This window comes from Oscillospiraceae bacterium, assembly GCA_035380125.1.
In the GTDB taxonomy this organism is placed as follows: domain Bacteria; phylum Bacillota; class Clostridia; order Oscillospirales; family JAKOTC01; genus DAOPZJ01.
Genome location: DAOSWV010000005.1, coordinates 103218 through 119645, shown reverse-complemented (window position 1 = coordinate 119645; position 16428 = coordinate 103218). Strand labels below are relative to the sequence as shown.

General features: G+C 47.7%; 17 protein-coding genes. 12 read left to right on the top strand and 5 right to left on the bottom strand.

The window, feature by feature from the left end; all coding sequences use genetic code 11:
- Nucleotides 1-932: Gfo/Idh/MocA family oxidoreductase (locus tag PK629_03030; GenBank protein ID HOP10443.1), on the top strand; the 932-nt coding region annotated here is incomplete at its 5' end.
- Nucleotides 933-1034: 102 nt separating this feature from the next.
- On the opposite strand, the gene PK629_03025 is transcribed toward PK629_03030, so the two are convergent.
- Nucleotides 1035-1715, bottom strand: coding sequence for a DUF2461 domain-containing protein (locus tag PK629_03025; protein ID HOP10442.1), 681 nt, complete (start codon nt 1713-1715; stop codon nt 1035-1037).
- A 12-nt stretch (nt 1716-1727) separates the two neighbouring features.
- A complete protein-coding gene (locus tag PK629_03020) occupies nt 1728-2519 on the bottom strand; it encodes an SDR family NAD(P)-dependent oxidoreductase (GenBank protein HOP10441.1) in 792 nt (263 codons plus the stop codon).
- 82 nt (nt 2520-2601) lie between these two features.
- Between PK629_03020 and PK629_03015 the strand changes: the two genes are divergently transcribed.
- From PK629_03015 to PK629_03005, 3 genes are all read left to right on the top strand, one after another.
- Nucleotides 2602-3819, top strand: coding sequence for a D-alanyl-D-alanine carboxypeptidase family protein (locus PK629_03015; GenBank protein ID HOP10440.1), 1218 nt, complete (start codon nt 2602-2604; stop codon nt 3817-3819).
- 72 nt (nt 3820-3891) lie between these two features.
- A complete protein-coding gene (locus tag PK629_03010) occupies nt 3892-5190 on the top strand; it encodes a glucose-6-phosphate isomerase (GenBank protein HOP10439.1) in 1299 nt (432 codons plus the stop codon).
- Nucleotides 5191-5208: 18 nt separating this feature from the next.
- Nucleotides 5209-5616 carry a hypothetical protein gene (locus PK629_03005; GenBank protein ID HOP10438.1) on the top strand — a complete coding sequence of 136 codons (408 nt, stop codon included), beginning with the start codon at nt 5209-5211 and terminating at the stop codon, nt 5614-5616.
- A gap of 62 nt (nt 5617-5678) precedes the next feature.
- Here the strand turns inward: PK629_03005 and PK629_03000 are convergent, their stop codons facing one another.
- The 3 genes from PK629_03000 to PK629_02990 all read right to left on the bottom strand — a co-directional run bounded on the left by PK629_03000 (nt 5679) and on the right by PK629_02990 (nt 8713).
- Nucleotides 5679-6539: an NAD(P)/FAD-dependent oxidoreductase gene (locus PK629_03000; protein ID HOP10437.1), complete on the bottom strand. Its 861-nt coding sequence runs from the start codon at nt 6537-6539 to the stop codon at nt 5679-5681.
- Entirely contained in the window at nt 6536-7480 is a 945-nt protein-coding gene (locus PK629_02995) for a hypothetical protein (GenBank protein ID HOP10436.1), read from the bottom strand. Before PK629_02995 ends, PK629_03000 begins: the two co-directional genes overlap by 4 nt.
- Nucleotides 7481-7546: 66 nt before the next feature.
- Entirely contained in the window at nt 7547-8713 is a 1167-nt protein-coding gene (locus PK629_02990; GenBank protein ID HOP10435.1) for a nucleotidyltransferase family protein, read from the bottom strand.
- Nucleotides 8714-8851: 138 nt separating this feature from the next.
- On the opposite strand from PK629_02990, the gene PK629_02985 reads away from it, so the two are divergent.
- The 8 genes from PK629_02985 (at nt 8852) to ispG (ending at nt 16392) form a co-directional block, all read left to right on the top strand.
- Nucleotides 8852-10051 (top strand): acetate kinase, encoded by a 1200-nt coding sequence (locus PK629_02985; GenBank protein HOP10434.1) that lies wholly within the window; start codon nt 8852-8854, stop codon nt 10049-10051.
- 80 nt (nt 10052-10131) lie between these two features.
- Entirely contained in the window at nt 10132-10845 is a 714-nt protein-coding gene (gene pyrH, locus PK629_02980; protein HOP10433.1) for a UMP kinase, read from the top strand.
- Nucleotides 10846-10887: 42 nt separating this feature from the next.
- Nucleotides 10888-11442 (top strand): ribosome recycling factor, encoded by a 555-nt coding sequence (gene frr / locus PK629_02975; GenBank protein ID HOP10432.1) that lies wholly within the window; start codon nt 10888-10890, stop codon nt 11440-11442.
- A gap of 52 nt (nt 11443-11494) precedes the next feature.
- The gene (uppS, locus tag PK629_02970; protein ID HOP10431.1) at nt 11495-12217 is read left to right on the top strand and encodes a polyprenyl diphosphate synthase; all 723 of its coding nucleotides are present in this window, start codon (nt 11495-11497) and stop codon (nt 12215-12217) included.
- A gap of 19 nt (nt 12218-12236) precedes the next feature.
- Nucleotides 12237-13070, top strand: coding sequence for a phosphatidate cytidylyltransferase (locus PK629_02965; GenBank protein HOP10430.1), 834 nt, complete (start codon nt 12237-12239; stop codon nt 13068-13070).
- A gap of 14 nt (nt 13071-13084) precedes the next feature.
- A complete protein-coding gene (locus PK629_02960; GenBank protein HOP10429.1) occupies nt 13085-14230 on the top strand; it encodes a 1-deoxy-D-xylulose-5-phosphate reductoisomerase in 1146 nt (381 codons plus the stop codon).
- A 3-nt stretch (nt 14231-14233) separates the two neighbouring features.
- Complete coding sequence (gene rseP / locus PK629_02955) at nt 14234-15298, top strand: RIP metalloprotease RseP (GenBank protein ID HOP10428.1); 1065 nt, start codon at nt 14234-14236, stop codon at nt 15296-15298.
- Between the two features lie 38 nt (nt 15299-15336).
- The gene (gene ispG / locus PK629_02950; GenBank protein ID HOP10427.1) at nt 15337-16392 is read left to right on the top strand and encodes a flavodoxin-dependent (E)-4-hydroxy-3-methylbut-2-enyl-diphosphate synthase; all 1056 of its coding nucleotides are present in this window, start codon (nt 15337-15339) and stop codon (nt 16390-16392) included.
- Nucleotides 16393-16428: the final 36 nt, after the last annotated feature.

Here is a 16428-nt window from a genome sequence, read left to right as displayed (position 1 = left end):
CGAAACCGATCGTATTGGAGGGTGATGGTGCCCAAAAGCGTGTTGCCGCCGGAGATATCGGTGAGCTCATCGCCATCGAGACAACGGAGCACGTTTCCTACCACCACATGGCCGTGGGTTTTGTCCGTGGAAAGTGGCGCAACAGCGCTCAAGCGGGACACAATTCTATGCTGTTGGCTAAGTGCTGTCATGACTTGGATTTAATTATGTGGATGATGAGCGGCAGCATTCCTGTGGCGGTATCAAGCTTCGGTTCCAACTTCCAGTTCAAACCCGAAAAAGCCCCTGCCGGAGCAGGCACCCGCTGCCTTGTCGACTGCCCGCCGGAAGTGGAAAAAGAATGCCTTTATTCCGCGCGCAAGCATTATCTCGACCATCCCGACCGCTGGTCATTTTATGTTTGGGACAATCTTGAACACCTTGATAATCCCACGCTTTCCGATAAAGAGGCAACATTGAAAAATGACAGCGATTACGGAAAGTGCGTCTACCGCTGCGACAACGAGACGGTGGATCACCAGACGATCATCATCCGTTTTCAAAACGGCGCTACGGCATCTCACAACATGATCGGCGGCTCGTCAAAACCGCAGCGTTCCCTTCACCTGATCGGCACAAAAGGGGAAATCTGGGGAATCGCCGACGAAGCTCGTTTTGTCGTACGGAAAATTGACACCAGACCCGGATGCGAATATTCGGAAGAAATCGTTGATCTGAACATAGACGGCGACACTTCCGGCGTCACCGGCGGTCACGGCGGAGGTGACCAGCGTCTTGTCGCAGATTTTATTGAATACATACAGGGCGGAAAGCCCTCCATATCCTGCACCAGCATCACCGATTCGGTTTATGGCCATCTGGCTGTTTTCCGAGCAGACGACTCCATGAATTCCGGATGTACGATGGATATTCCCGTAGTCGATATTCATTAAAATTATACAATTAAAACAACGCCGCACCCGAACAGGTGCGGCGCTTGCTTGTTGAATCATTGGTTTTCGTTCTGAATGAAACGCAGTTGAGAGAAGTGATGATTAACCGTTGCTTCCGGCAATTGCCGCGTTCAACATCAACCGGTATTCCGGCGCAAGCAGTTTTAAATCTTCGGCGATTTTGTTTGAAAGTTTGTCGCTGTAAAGTAATTCAAAATCCGTGCTGTCGCAGATGAAGCAGATGTCTTTTAAGTCCAGCCATTTGCGCATTTCTTCTGATTGATGAGGATAATGTGTCCTTTTATAAAGATCTCCAGCAAGCGTGAAAATCTTCTGCTTGTTATAAGCGGTTTTGGCTTTATGAAAAACGGGATCATTGTTCAGTGCAAATTGTCTGATATTGTTCATCGTTGCGGTGTCGGCACAGTAAAAACCGCAGCCGTATCGAAACCCACGGGGTGAAAGCTCGAAAAAGAACCCCGGAAGTCCCCGAAAGAGCTTTTTGTCACGGATGAAAAGGCACCATGCCACGTCGCGGAAAATTGTCTTGTCCCTGGAAAAACGTGTGTCCCGATAGATACGAGAGATGGTGCGATTGATTTTGGGTTCGCAGTCGAACATCGGATCAATCTCGAGCATTGTGGGCGCAAGTTCGATAACAAAATCCGCAAGCGGCTGCACCACAAGGCGTTTATAATCCTCTTTATGGTCAGAAAACCAGTTACGGCTGTTTTCAATCTTATTAATCATCAAAAAATGTAATGTTTCTTCGCTGAATTTCATTTTTAGCCTCCGTTATTTTGTTACGCTGAGGTAAATACGGTCTTGTAAATCGGCAGGGAGTATGTTAAGCAGTTTAAGCTTTAGGCTGTTTTTAATATGATATATTGCTTTCGGATGCTTAGTGTCAAGGATTTTTACGAGTAGTTTTGCAAATTGCTTCGGATCGTTGGTTTTTTGGAGTTCATCCGTCATCAACTTTTTAAATATCATCAAAGGACGTTGAAAGTACATGGTTTGGCTCAGTAACCTATCATAATCAGAAGCGGCATTTTTGAGCATATTGGTTTTAAACGAACCCGCTTGAATTTTTATTATTTTTAGTCCGAGATAATTGCATTCTTTCCGTAAAACATCGGCATAAACGTCCACAGCGTGTTTCGGAATACTGTAATATCCGGTAAACGGAGGCGGAGAAAGCGCTGCCAACTCGCTGCTCATGATAATGAATTTCCCCTTTGGAGACAGAATCGGGAAAAATGTTTTAAAGATACGGTATGAACCCCAAAAATTAATTTCGAAGATATTTCGAAAATCGGTTTCACCACCCTCGATTATGGAATCCATCTTAAACACCCCGGCGAGATTGATGACGGCATCGAGGCAACTGATATGCTTTTCGACTTCCGCTTTACAGTGTCCAATACTTGCAGAATCCGTCAGATCCGTATAGATATAGACCAGTTGATCACTCTGAGATTTCGGGGGTGTCAGATCACAGACAAATACGGTATCACCGCGATCAGCCAGCGCTTTACATACTGCCGCGCCCAAACCACCGCTTCCTCCTGTTACGAGAATGTTCATCCTTTTCCCTCCCGGTCATAAATTATATCACTTTGGGCTTTTTACAGCAATAGCGGCATAAGATTCAAAGAGGTGATTTAATATGAAAATCATAAAGATTTTGATTGCCGTATTGTTTTCGTTATTGTTGACTGCATACGCAGCGTTCTGGGTCGGCGCGGATGCGATGCCGGAAAATGAGATTCCCGATGATGTCATTATTACGGCAGCAAGACCCGACGCAGTACTCGATGCGGACGCGGTGAAAACGCCGTATGCGATTTTAATTGAACAGACTACCGGGACAGTTATCTTCGAAAAGAATGCTGATGAGCGGATAGCACCGGCTTCAGTAACCAAGATCATGTCGATGCTGTTGATTATGGAAGCGCTTGAACGCGGTGAAATACAACTCGAGGATCAAGTTGCCTGCAGTGAACACGCCTCAAGCATGGGCGGCTCACAAATTTGGTTGGAAGTCGGCGAAGTGATGTCGGTGAACGATCTTTTAAAGGCAGTGGCAGTGGGCAGCGCAAATGACGCAACGGTGGCACTGGCGGAATTTCTTGCGGGTTCCGAAGATGCATTTGTGCGCATGATGAACGAGCGCGCATCGGAACTAGGCATGACGAACACCAATTATATGAACGCCAGCGGTCTCGATGAGGACGATCATTATACTTCCGCGCGGGATACGGCGATTGCGGCGTCCGAATTGATTCAACACACGTTGATAATCAATTATTCAACCATATGGATGGATACGCTTCGCGATGGAGCGACAGAGTTAGTCAACACCAATAAACTGGTGCGGTTTTATAAGGGCATCACAGGACTTAAGACAGGAACAACCGATAAAGCGGGCAGCTGTCTGACGGCGACCGCAGAGCGAGACGGTCTGAAGTTGGTAGCATCGGTATTCGGTTCAACCACCAGTGACGAACGATTTTCGGCAGCCAGGACACTGCTTGATTTCGGATATGCCAATTATGTCATATTGACCCCCGAAGCACCGTCTGAGGAGATTATTTTGTCTGTCAAACGAGGCACCTTATCGAAGGTTGAGATATACGCCGGTGAAATCCCGAATATCCTTCTCAAAAAGGGAAGTGATAAAAATTTGATTTATATAACTGAAATTCCCGAGCAGTTAACGGCACCGATTGCACAGGGAGAAGCCGTGGGAAGAGTTGTAATTACCACACAAAGCGGTGAACAGGTGGGGGAATATCCGCTCGTGGCAAAGCAATCGGTAGACCGTTTAACATTCTGGAAAGCGTTTGTGATGCTCCTGAAAAATTACACTTCAATGGGTTCATAAAAACACGTTTCATACTTGTAATCCTCACAGTATTGTGGTATCATATAGAAAACTGACGAGGGTGGTTTTTAGATGTCAATAAAACTGGATGAACGGTTTTTATCAAGATATATTAATACAAAGGAATATACCGATATCGCTGCACAAATTGAAACCGCGCAGAATCTTCTGATGTCCAAAAATGGTCCCGGCAACGATTTTCTCGGTTGGCTGGATCTGCCCGAGAATTACGATAAAGCAGAATTCGAACGCATCAAGGCGGCGGCAAAACGCATTCGCGCAATGTCCGGCGTCCTGATTGTCATCGGCATCGGCGGATCCTATCTCGGTGCGAGGGCTGCCATTGAGCTTCTTCGCGGCAGCCAATATAACCTGTTCACACAGGACATGCCGCAGATCTTTTTTGCCGGCTGCAACATCAGTTCCGACTATTTAAATCAACTTTTAAATTATTGTCAAGACCGCGAAGTCTGTGTGAACGTCGTTTCAAAATCCGGTACGACGACCGAACCTGCCATCGCATTCCGTGCTTTTTCCGATCTAATGAAGAAAAAATACGGAGCAAACGCAAAAGAACGTATTTTTGTCACCACAGACAAATCACGCGGCACTCTAAAGGCGCTTGCCGATAAAGAGGGTTACGAGACCTTTGTCATCGCCGACGATATCGGCGGTCGATATTCGGTTCTGACAGCGCCGGGTTTGCTCCCGATGGCGGTCGCCGGGATTGATATCGACGCGGTCATGCGCGGTGCTTTAAACGCAAAAAAAGAGCTTTGCGATTCCGATATTGAGACGAATGCATGCCTCAAATATTCTGCAATTCGCAACATTCTTTATCGCAAGGGATTTTCCACCGAAATTTTGGTCGGCTTTGAACCCGACTTTACGATGATGGGTGAGTGGTTTAAACAGCTGTACGGCGAGAGCGAAGGCAAGGATAACAAAGGTATTTTCCCCGCCAGCGCGACTTTTTCCACAGACCTGCACTCTTTGGGACAATATATCCAACAGGGCCGCAGAAATCTCTTCGAAACAGTCGTTTGGTTCAAGCAGCCGAAATCCGAGTATATCATCGGATATAGTGAAGGCGACGCCGATGGCTTGAATTATTTAGAGGGAAAGGGGGTTTCATTCGTCAACAATATGGCCATGGAGGGAACGCTTTCCGCCCATAATGACGGCGGCGTACCCTGCGTGTTGCTCGAATGTGATCGAATCGATGCATATAATTTCGGTTATATGGTCTATTTCTTCGAAAAAGCCTGTGCAATATCAGGTTATCTGCTCGGAGTCAATCCGTTCGATCAACCGGGCGTAGAATTTTATAAGAAAAATATGTTTAAGCTGTTAGGCAAACCCACAAAATAAATTCAGGAGGTAGCGTCAATGTTGAAACTGATCGTCGGAAAAAAGGGTTCGGGCAAAACCAAACTTCTAATCGAGGGCGTGAACAGTGCCGCGAAAGAGAGCAAAGGAAACGTCGTGTGCATCGAGAAAGGCATGAAGCTTCGTTATGACCTCTCGCTCCAGGTGAAACTGATCGATATCGATGAATACGGAATCGAAGGATTCGGCGAACTTTACGGATTTCTTGCAGGCTTGACGGCCGGTAATTATGACATCACCGATATTTATGTAGACGGACTTTTCAAAATGTGTCCCAGAGACTATAACGCGATGAATGAGTTTTTTGAAAAAGTCGCAAAACTTGCCATACCGCATAATGTAAAGTTGATTTTCACGGTTTCTGCGGATGTTCAAGATCTTCCCGAGAACGTTAAAAAGTATATCTAAATCAGAATTTAACAAAATGGCGGCCGGAAAATCCGACCGCCGTTTTGTTTTATATTGAGATATTATTTCTTCCTTAAAAATTCGACTGAAGCAAGTCCGGCGGAAGCGCCTTTTGAAACCGCAATCGATACTTGCAGCAAACCACCGGTACAGTCTCCTGCAGCAAACAATCCGGGCAAATTGGTCCTTCCGCTTTCGTCGGTTACAATGTATGCGCCTTTGGTGACCGCACCGAGTTTTTTGGCAAAATCGGTCGCACCGGCTACGCCGATGGCGACAAACAAGCCGGAGAGGGGCAGGGTGTTTCCGTTTTCAAATACGACTTCTCCGAGACGTTCATCACCTTTAATTGAGGTAATTTTATCGATGACGACGGTGAATTCGGAAAAGTCTGCAGAAGGTTGTTCACCGTTTGTCAAAATCGTCACACTGGTTGCAATATTTTTGAGTTCTTCAGCTTCTGCGCGGGCATAATCGCCGCTGCCGAGTACCGCTACGCTTTTACCCCGATAGAAAAATCCGTCGCAGACTGCGCAGTAACTGACGCCTTTTCCTTCAAAATCGGTGAAGTTTTCGATTTTCGGAACAGTTCTCTTTGAACCGGTCGCAATCAGAAGCGCTCTCGATTCATATTCATTGGTCTTTCCTTTGACTTGATAGGTGCCCATGTACCCGATGCCGACAACTTCGTCCTCAACCACTTCAATACCGAGGGTGCGTGCTTGTTCGATACCGTCCTGATAGAGTTTTGTCCCGTTGATTGAGCCGGGGAACCCGTAGTAATTGTCAATCTTTTCGGCTTTCCAAAGCGATCCTTTGCCGCTGTGAATGACGCCTACCGAGACACCGGCGCGCTTTGCATATAAAGCTGCCGAAATCCCCGCAGGGCCTCCGCCGATGATAACAAGATCAAAATTTTTCATTTAAATAACCTTTCAGCCAGTTTTGCAACCGCCGCTTCGTTCTTCGGATTCGGTGCTTTAGCGACTTTTTTCAATACCCATTGTTCGGTATGAACACTGGTTTCGCCGGGCAGCATTTCGCTCAGTTCCCCGAGGGTTTCCATCTCAATGAATTTATCATTGGTATAGGTCTCGAAAGACATCCCGTGGTCCGGATAATTGCCGTGTTTGTTGTGAGTGAATTTTTTGATAAAAGCGGTGCCGTTGTTAATGTAAGCCGCTCTTCCGGCCGTGTTAGTGATGCCGAATTTAAACGCGCCGTCGGGAGTGCCTTCAACACTGCGCAGGGTGATGTATTCCTTGCCCCAGTGAACGCGTCCGTCCGCCATATTGGTATAGGGCCAGAGTTCCAGTGTGCCGCTGGAGAGAAGTTCCGGTTTTTCTTTCGGCAGCGGGACGATTTCAAGACCGTTCGACGCAAGCACGGAGAGCGCCCAAACCGCGATGCGACGGATGCCACCGCTATGGTTTTCTATAATATTATTGACAGTGACAAGCGGTTTTTTATTGTCAATGACAAGTTCCAGCGTGAATTTCAAACCGAGGGTCGGGAACATATTCGGTTCAAAAGTGAATTTATTTCCTTCTGCGGTCCATTTGACCGGTTCATCACCGGGAACATAGGAATACGGATATTCTTCAGGAGAAGCCCAAATGCGATGACCGCCGTAAATCTGCCAGTACTTGTCCTTCCCGAAGGCGGATTCAAAAATCGGATCGCCTTTTCCTTTTGTGACCTCGCGTGAATCGTCGTTGAACATGACGTTTTGGCCGTCGGCCAGCGCGAGATAAATGACTCTTGGGCCGACATCTGCGGTGACCTTGATATCAACGGTTCCGTTGGTGATCGCAACGACCTTGCCGTAGGTTTTATAGTTTTCGATTTGATAAGTAACAGCCATAAATATCCCTCCGTGTTAATATGTCAATATTATAACGCAAATAGAAGTTTGTTACAAGTAACAAAATCACAAAACCGCCGCCGGTGTTGCACGATATTCGTCAACGATTTTTAAAGGGTCGGGTAAACAGAGCGCATAGACGGAACCGGTTTTTGCTTCATGCTCAAACGCCGCAGAACACCTTGGATCCGCTGCAAATTTTGAACTCTTTGTATAGATCGGAAGCCCTTGATCTGCGGCTGCCTTGATCAGCTCACTTCCGCGTTTGTTAAAAGCCAGCGGACGGATATAGGGTACCGGTGCATTTTGAAGAGAAGCGGTCGTATCCAAATAGGCATTTAAAATAATACGGCGGATTCGCGCATGTGTAAATCTTTTTGACTTTACAGCACCATAAAGTGATTCCAAATCCGAAACCGATTTTGCTGCCGATAAAATTCGATTTTCAAGTCCTTCGGATACGTCTGGGACGGCTCTCAGTTCCTCAGGTGACATCGTGCGCAGCTTGGCGATAATACCGCGTTCAATCCGGACTAAAGAAGCCGGTGCAAGCCCTTCTGAAAGTGCTTTTTCAAGAGAAGAGGCCATTGTTTCAGGAATAAAATGCGAATAATTTTCACCGGATACAATCATTTTTCTGATTTTTGATGCCGACGCAAATTTGTCTTCGGTTTCATGCTCGTCATGTCCCGTACCGATTCGTTTCACGGCGATAAAATTGCAGTTTTCAATTCGTTTTTCCGCTGCGCGTATATATTCGATTGCGAGCGCGTTATTCGCACCCGAGAGAATATCACTGTAAAGTTCTGCGGCTTTTGAAACGGCGGAGGGATAATTCATCCCTTTGGCGATATACTTTTTTATTTTAAAATGAAATTCTTCTTTTGAAAGATATTCGGCGGCGGATTTGAGCAATTTACCGTCACCGCACTCACAGCCGAAACCGATCGTATCAACGCCGAGTTTGGCCATCATTCCGACTGCCGCCTCGGCAAACCGCTGTGCGCTGGCGACAACCCAGGCACTGGGGAGTTCGACGACAAGATCAACGCCGCACTCGACAGCGGCACGGGCGCGAGTCCATTTATCACAGATCGCCGGCTCGCCGCGTTGCACAAAATTACCGCTCATCACGGCGACAATCGTTTCGGCGCCGTTTCGGCGCAGTTCGTTCAGCTGATGGATATGTCCGTTGTGAAGCGGGTTATATTCAGTTGTGACACCGCAGATCATACGAACTCCTTATTGAGAAATTTTCACTTGAAACCAAAGCGGTTTTGTAGTATCATAAAACAGGCGCTCGAAAGAGCATCTTTTTATGATTATAGCATATTTGAAAAAATCAGTACAACACCAGCGGAGGACAATCGGATGAAGATTTTAGTGATCAACGCCGGAAGCTCGTCGATGAAGTTTCAGCTCATCGACATGACAAACGAGTCGGTATTGGCAAAGGGTATCTGCGACCGCGTCGGAATCGACGGGACGTATAAACAGAAAAATGCCGACGGAAAGGTTTATGAGGCGCAGATCTCAATGCCGACGCATACGGATGCGTTCGAAATTCTCGTTAAATCTCTTTCGCAGGGCGAGTGCAGGGTTATCAGCGACGTTTCCGAAATTTCAGCCGTCGGTCACCGGGTCGTACACGGCGGCGAAAAATACAGCCATTCCGTACGGGTCGATGAGACGGTTATCGCAGATATCGAAGCGCTGTCCGAACTCGCGCCGCTTCACAATCCCGGCGCGGTACAGGGCATTCGCGGCTGTCTGAAAGTCTTCGGGGACAAGCTGCCGCAGGTCGTGGTTTTCGATACCGCATTCCACCAGACTATGCCGCCGCAGGCATACCTATATCCGATTCCCTATGAATATTACGAAAAATATAAAATCCGCCGCTACGGTTTTCACGGCACCTCTCACCAGTTCGTCTCCGAACGCTGCGCCGAACTGATGAAAAAAGATATCAAGGATTTAAAAATCGTCACCTGCCATCTCGGCAACGGCTCGTCGATCACGGCGGTATCCGGCGGAAAATCGGTCGACACCACTATGGGTTTGACGCCGCTCGAGGGCGTGATGATGGGCACGAGAAGCGGTTCGATCGATCCTTCCATCGTAACCTTTTTGCAGCGTAAAGAAAATCTTACACCTAATGAAATTGATTATATTCTGAATAAAAAATCGGGAATACTCGGACTCGGCGGCGTCTCAAGCGATGATAGGGACAATCGTGCCGCAACCGAAAAAGGCAACATGCGCACCAAACAAGCCAGGGAAGTTCAGATGCTCAGCGTCAAAAAATTGCTGGCCGCGATGGCGGCGAGCATGGGCGGCATGGATGCGGTGGTCTTCACCGGAGGAATCGGCGAGAATGTCGATTCGTTCCGTGCGGGTGTCTGCGACGGATTGGATTATTTGGGTATCGAACTTGATTCTGAGAAAAACGAAAAGACCATGTTTGGTGTAGAAGACGAAATTTCCGTAAAAGGCAGCAAAACCCGCGTATATGTCATCCCGACCAACGAGGAATTGGTCATTGCAAGAGATACCATGCGGCTTTCAAAATAAAATCGTTTCAGTCAATTTGGTATTTACAAGAAGCGGGAAATCGTGTAAAATATTTTTTGAAAGAAGAAGGGGGTGTTCGATTGCAGTTACCCAAATACAGAAGAATCATTATTAAGATCAGCGGCGAAGCGCTTGCAGGCAGCCGGACAGGCGGAATCGACCGCGACACGTTGGAAAGAGTCTGCACGAGCGTAAGAAAATGCCATGAACTCGGGGTACAGATCGGAATTGTGGTCGGCGGGGGAAACTTTTGGCGCGGCAGAAGCAGCGAACGTATGGAACGCACGCGCGCTGATCATATCGGTATGATGGCCACGGTCATGAACTCTTTGGCGATGGCCGACGCTTTGGAACAGCTTGGTGTCGAGGTTCGGGTGCAGACCGCACTTGAAATTAAGGCGGTTGCCGAACCCTATATCCGCAACCGTGCAGTCAGGCATCTTGAAAAAAATCGTGTTGTCGTCTTTGGATGCGGAACCGGAAATCCCTTCTTTTCAACGGATACGGCGGCCTCGCTGCGTGCCGCAGAGATCGGCGCAGAAGTTATTTTGAAGGCAACCAATATCGACGGTGTTTATGACAGTGATCCCAAAACAAATCCCAACGCCAAAAAGTATGATATCATTTCGATGTCCGAGGTACTGGGGCAGGAGCTTCATTTTATGGACGCAACCGCTGCGGCCATGTGCAAAGAAAATAAAATCCCGGTTGTCGTTTTCGACATCGGTGATCCCGATAACATTTATAAAGCCGTTATCGGCGAAAATGTGGGCACACAAGTTACTTGCGATTGAACAAACCGGTCAAACAAAACAATACGAAAGGCAGTGTGAGACATGAACGAAAACATTAAACATGCCGAAGAAAAAATGAAAAAGTCCATTTCGGCACTTGAAAGCGAACTGGCAACCATTCGGGCCGGTCGCGCTAATCCGGCGGTACTCGATCATATCACTGTGGATTATTACGGCGTTCCCACCGCTATCAATCAAGTGGCTGCGATCTCGGTTGCCGAAGCAAGAATTCTTGTCATCCAACCATGGGATGCCTCGCTGCTGAAACATGTCGAAAAAGCCATCCAAACTTCCGATATCGGCATCAATCCCAATAATGACGGAAGAGTCATCCGAATCGTCTTCCCGCCGCTCACAGAAGACCGCCGACGTGACCTTACCAAACAGATCTCAAAGAACGCGGAAGAGAGCAAAGTCGCCGTGCGAAATATACGCCGTGATGCGATGGAAAAACTGAAAGCGCAGAAAAAAGCCTCCGAGATTACCGAGGACGACTTTGACGACTGCGAAAAAGAAGTGCAGGATCTCACTGATAAATACTGCAAAGAAATCGACGATATCATTGCAAAAAAAGAGAGAGAGCTCATGGAGCTTTAATAACATTCCCCCCTCCGAAACGAGGGGGACTTGTTTATGGCATGACGGAGTTATGAAAAATATAACGGCTTTCGAAAAACCCCCGGCGCATATTGCAATTATCATGGACGGAAACGGCAGATGGGCTACCGACCGTGCTTTGCCGCGCAGTGCCGGTCATACCGCAGGCAGCCAGAATTTTCGAAAAATCGCCCGTTATGCCGATAAAATCGGAATTAAGCACCTTACGCTTTATGTTTTTTCAACAGAAAATTGGTCTCGGCAAAAACAAGAAGTCGATGCTTTGATGAAATTGTTCGAGTCCTATCTCAAAGAAGCGATCAGTGATTTCGCAAAAGACAATATCATCGTCAATTTTCTCGGAGACCGAACACCATTCAGTGATAAACTGCAAAAGTTGATGGTCGGCGTCGAGGATTTGAATCAAGGTAAAAACGGCATGCGTTTAAACCTCGCAATGAACTACGGCGGCAAAGCTGAGATCATCAATGCAGCTCGGCTGCTTGCGGACGAAGTAAAAAACGGCAAACTGCTCCCCAAAGACATTGATGAGCAAGAATTTGACCGGCATCTTTATACGGCGGGTCAGCCTCCGGTTGATCTGTTGATTCGCACCGGCGGGGATATGCGCATTTCGAATTTTCTGCTTTGGCAGATCGCTTATGCGGAGATTGTCGTCAATAAAAAATATTGGCCTGATTTCACCGAAAAAGACCTCGATGCGGCGATCGAAGAATACGAGAAACGGGATCGGAGATTCGGCGGAATCAAATAAAACAAGGGAACAGGGAACAATGAAGCAGCGGTTTATCACATCCATCATTTTAATCTTGATCATCGGGGCGGCGTTTTTCGCCACGACTTTTGCGGGTTGGGTATTGGGCGCTGTCATGTATCTGCTTGCGATGATCGCGGTTTACGAATCCTTAAAAGTCATGAAACTGCTGCGACTGAAACTGCTGTCGTTGGCGTGTTTTGCCTATCCCACTGTGGTTTCAGCTTTGATTTTTACACAAAACAGCGCGCATATTTCCGATGCCGCCATCGGATACATGGTGATTTTGATGTTTTTAGCAGTCATCTATCGGAGCAGCGATCGTGCAAAATTCTCAGTGGTGGCGATGGCCGGTCTGTTTACCGTCTATATTACGACCGGATTTTCAGCACTCACCCAGCTGCAAAAACAAGATAATCTTCAAGCAGGCGCGGTGCTTGCGGCAGTTATCGTGTTGGGTGCATGGGCCGGTGATGTGGGCGGCTGGTTGTTCGGCATTACAATGGGAAAGCATAAACTTTGTCCGACGATAAGCCCGAAGAAAACGATTGAAGGATTTATCGGCTCGGTTGTATTTTCGGAAATCGCCTTTATCGGCTTGGCTTTTCTCTCAAGATTGGCTGTCCCCGAACAGCCGCTTAATTGGGTGGTATTTGCCTTTATTGCACCGTTTGCGGCGATATTCGGTCTGATGGGAGATCTGACCGCTTCGGTGTTAAAACGCGAGCATAACGTCAAAGATTTCGGCACAATCGTGGTTGGGCACGGGGGAGTTATGGATCGATTCGACGGGGTTTTAATGACATCGATTCTCTTTCTGCTTGCATCCAAATTTGTGAACTTCTTCGGCTGAAAGGAAAAACGGATTTGAAACTGACCATTCTCGGCAGCACCGGCAGCATCGGCACACAAGCACTGGATGTTGCCAAGAAAAAAGGATACGATATTACAGCACTCGCGGCTGATAAAAATGTTGAATTGGCGGAACGGCAGGCAAGGGAATTTCACCCGCAGGTTTTTGCTATGAACAGCGAAAAAGCAGCCGCCGATTTAAAGGTGCGTATTGCCGATACCGATGTCAAAGTTTTCGGCGGAGAAGAGGCTGTCTGTGAAGTTGCCCGGGAATACGGTGATACCGTATTGAACGCCGTTGTGGGCATCGCGGGTCTGCGTCCGACAATGGCTGCAATCGCCAAAGGCCGCCGTCTTGCGCTGGCCAATAAAGAGAGTTTGGTCACCGGCGGAGCGTTAGTAATGCAAAAAATAAACGAAACCGGATGCGAATTGATTCCGGTCGACAGCGAGCACAGTGCCATTTTCCAATGCATCAACGGCAGCAAAAACCGATTAAAAAAAATCATTCTGACGGCTTCGGGCGGCCCTTTTTTCGAAAAGAACAGGGAGGAATTGGCCCATATCACAGCCGGACAGGCCCTGAAACATCCAACCTGGAGCATGGGGAAAAAGATTACCATCGACTGCGCTACCATGATGAACAAGGGGCTTGAAGTTATTGAGGCATATTGGCTGTTCGGTGTGAAAACGGAACAGATTGAAATCGTTATCCACCGAAACAGCATTGTCCATTCGGCGGTGATGTTTGAAGATCATTCCGTCATCGCGCAGTTGGGTCTTCCGGATATGCGCCTGCCGATCCAATATGCGCTGACTTATCCGGAACGGTGTGACTTTGACGGGGAAGCGCTCGATCTGTCCAAGATCGGAACCCTTTCATTTGCACAACCGGATTATAAAACCTTTCCCGCACCGCTTGTCTGCAAAAAAGCGCTTGACCTGGGCGGAACAGCGGCAGCGGTCGCAAACGGTGCAAACGAAGAAGCGGTAGCTATGTTTTTAACGGGTAAAATCGGTTTTTTGCAGATCACCGAACTGGTAAGCGAGGCAGTGGAGCGAATAAAACCCACGCCGATTCATACACTGGAAGAGATTTTCGACGCGGACATTGCGGCAAAAGAATTCGTCCGTGCAGGGGTAGGGCATACGGGAGGATAAATCTTGAATATCGTTTGGCAAATCATCATCGCACTACTGGTGCTTGACCTGCTCATTGTCATTCATGAGCTCGGGCATTATATCGCGGCGCGCCTTTTCAAAATTAAAGTACAGGAATTCGCCATCGGCATGGGGCCGAAAATCCTGAAGATACAGGGGAAGCACAATCTCTTTTCCCTGCGGGCCTTTCCGATCGGCGGTATGGTTGCGATGGAAGGCGAAGATGAAGACAGCACCGATCCCGATGCTTTTTGCAATAAAAAGGCCTGGAAACGCTTCATCGTCATTATCGCAGGCGCGGTAATGAACCTGATTCTCGGTTTGATTTTGACCAGCATTCTGGTTCTCGGGGAAAAAGCGCTTCCGTCCCGTACCGTTGATCAGTTTTTTGATAACGCCGTCAGTGTGACGTCGGGATTGCGAGCGGGTGACGAGCTGCTGAATATCGACGGTACCCACATCTCCATTTATTCCGATGCGGTCTATGCCATCATGCGCAATCAGACGGGAAATGCCACCGTAACGGTACGCCGGAACGGCGAGAAAATTACGCTTGAAAACGTGCGGTTTGAAACCGAGGTTGTGGGAAAAACCACTGTCAGTGTCCGTGATTTTTATTTCACAGTCGAATCTAAGAATTTTGAAAATGTCGTCAGGCACAGTTTTTACGGGACGATTTCTCTTGTCAAGGTGGTCTACCAATCCATCTATGATATCGCGAGGGGCAAGTACAGCGCCTCCGAAGTCAGCGGACCGGTTGGAACGGTGGAGGTCATCGGCGAAGCGGCCTCACAAGGTCTTGATTCATTGATTTATCTGGCGGCATTTATCACGGTCAACTTGGGCGTCTTCAATCTGCTCCCGCTGCCCGCGCTCGACGGAGGTCGTCTGATTTTTATTATTATCGAAATGATCCGCAGAAAACCCGTTCCGAAAAAATACGAGAGCATGATACATTTTATCGGATTTATGCTTTTGATTTTATTGATTATTTTGGTCACATTCAACGACATCAAGTCATTAATTACACGAAATGCATTTATTTTATACGGAAACATGAGGATTTAAAGTTTCATCACGGAATCTGCGAAAGGATAGTCAAAACAATGCGCAGGATTTGCAAAACAATTAAAATCGGAAACATTGCCATCGGCGGAAATGAGAAAATCGCAGTTCAATCGATGCTGAATGCCCGTTATGATGATATCGAGGGGAATATTGCACAGGTCAAGCGTCTTGCGGAAGTCGGCTGTGACATCATTCGCATCGCGGTGCCGAACATGGAAGCAATCAAGACGCTTGCCGCCGTAAAGGAGGCCTGCGCTCTGCCGCTGGTCGCCGACATCCATTTCGATTATAAATTGGCCATCGAATCGGTTGTTGCCGGCGCTGATAAAATCCGCATCAATCCCGGCAACATCGGTTCGGACGAGCGTGTCAAGGCGGTTGCGGATTGCTGCCGGGCCAAAAACATCCCGATCCGCATCGGTGTCAATTCAGGTTCACTCGGCAAAGATATGCTGAGTAAATACGGCGGACCGACCCCGCAGGCGCTCGCACAGAGCGCGCTGTATAACGCCAAACTGCTGGAGCGTTATAATTTCGACAACATCGTGATTTCGGTCAAGTCCTCGGATGCCAAAACGACGGTAGAAGCCAATCGGATTTTATCGCAAAGCTGTCCTTATCCGTTGCATTTGGGCGTAACTGAGGCGGGGACCGAAGAAATGTCTGCATTAAAGTCGGCGGCGGCCATCGGTTCTTTACTGTTGGACGGCATCGGAGACACCATACGCATCTCCATCACCGGAACACTTGAATGCGAGGTGATTGTCGGACAAAATCTGCTGGCTTCTTTGGGGATGTCAAACAGACCGACCGTTATTTCTTGTCCCACCTGCGGTAGAACCAGAGGCCCGGTGGTTGAATTCGCCGAAAAGCTGCAAAATTACTGTGCGGATATTTATCATCCGGTCAAGGTTGCGGTGATGGGCTGCGAAGTCAACGGCCCCGGAGAAGCGAAAAGCGCCGATATCGGGATGGCGTTCGGCAACGACTACGCAATTCTGTTTCAAAACGGAGAGATCGTCAAAAAGGGAAGTCATGACGAAATTTACAACGAAATCATCAAATATCTGGAGGAAATAAAGTTTGAAAAATAGATTTTTCAAATCTGAAGTTTGTTCCTTTGACGCAAT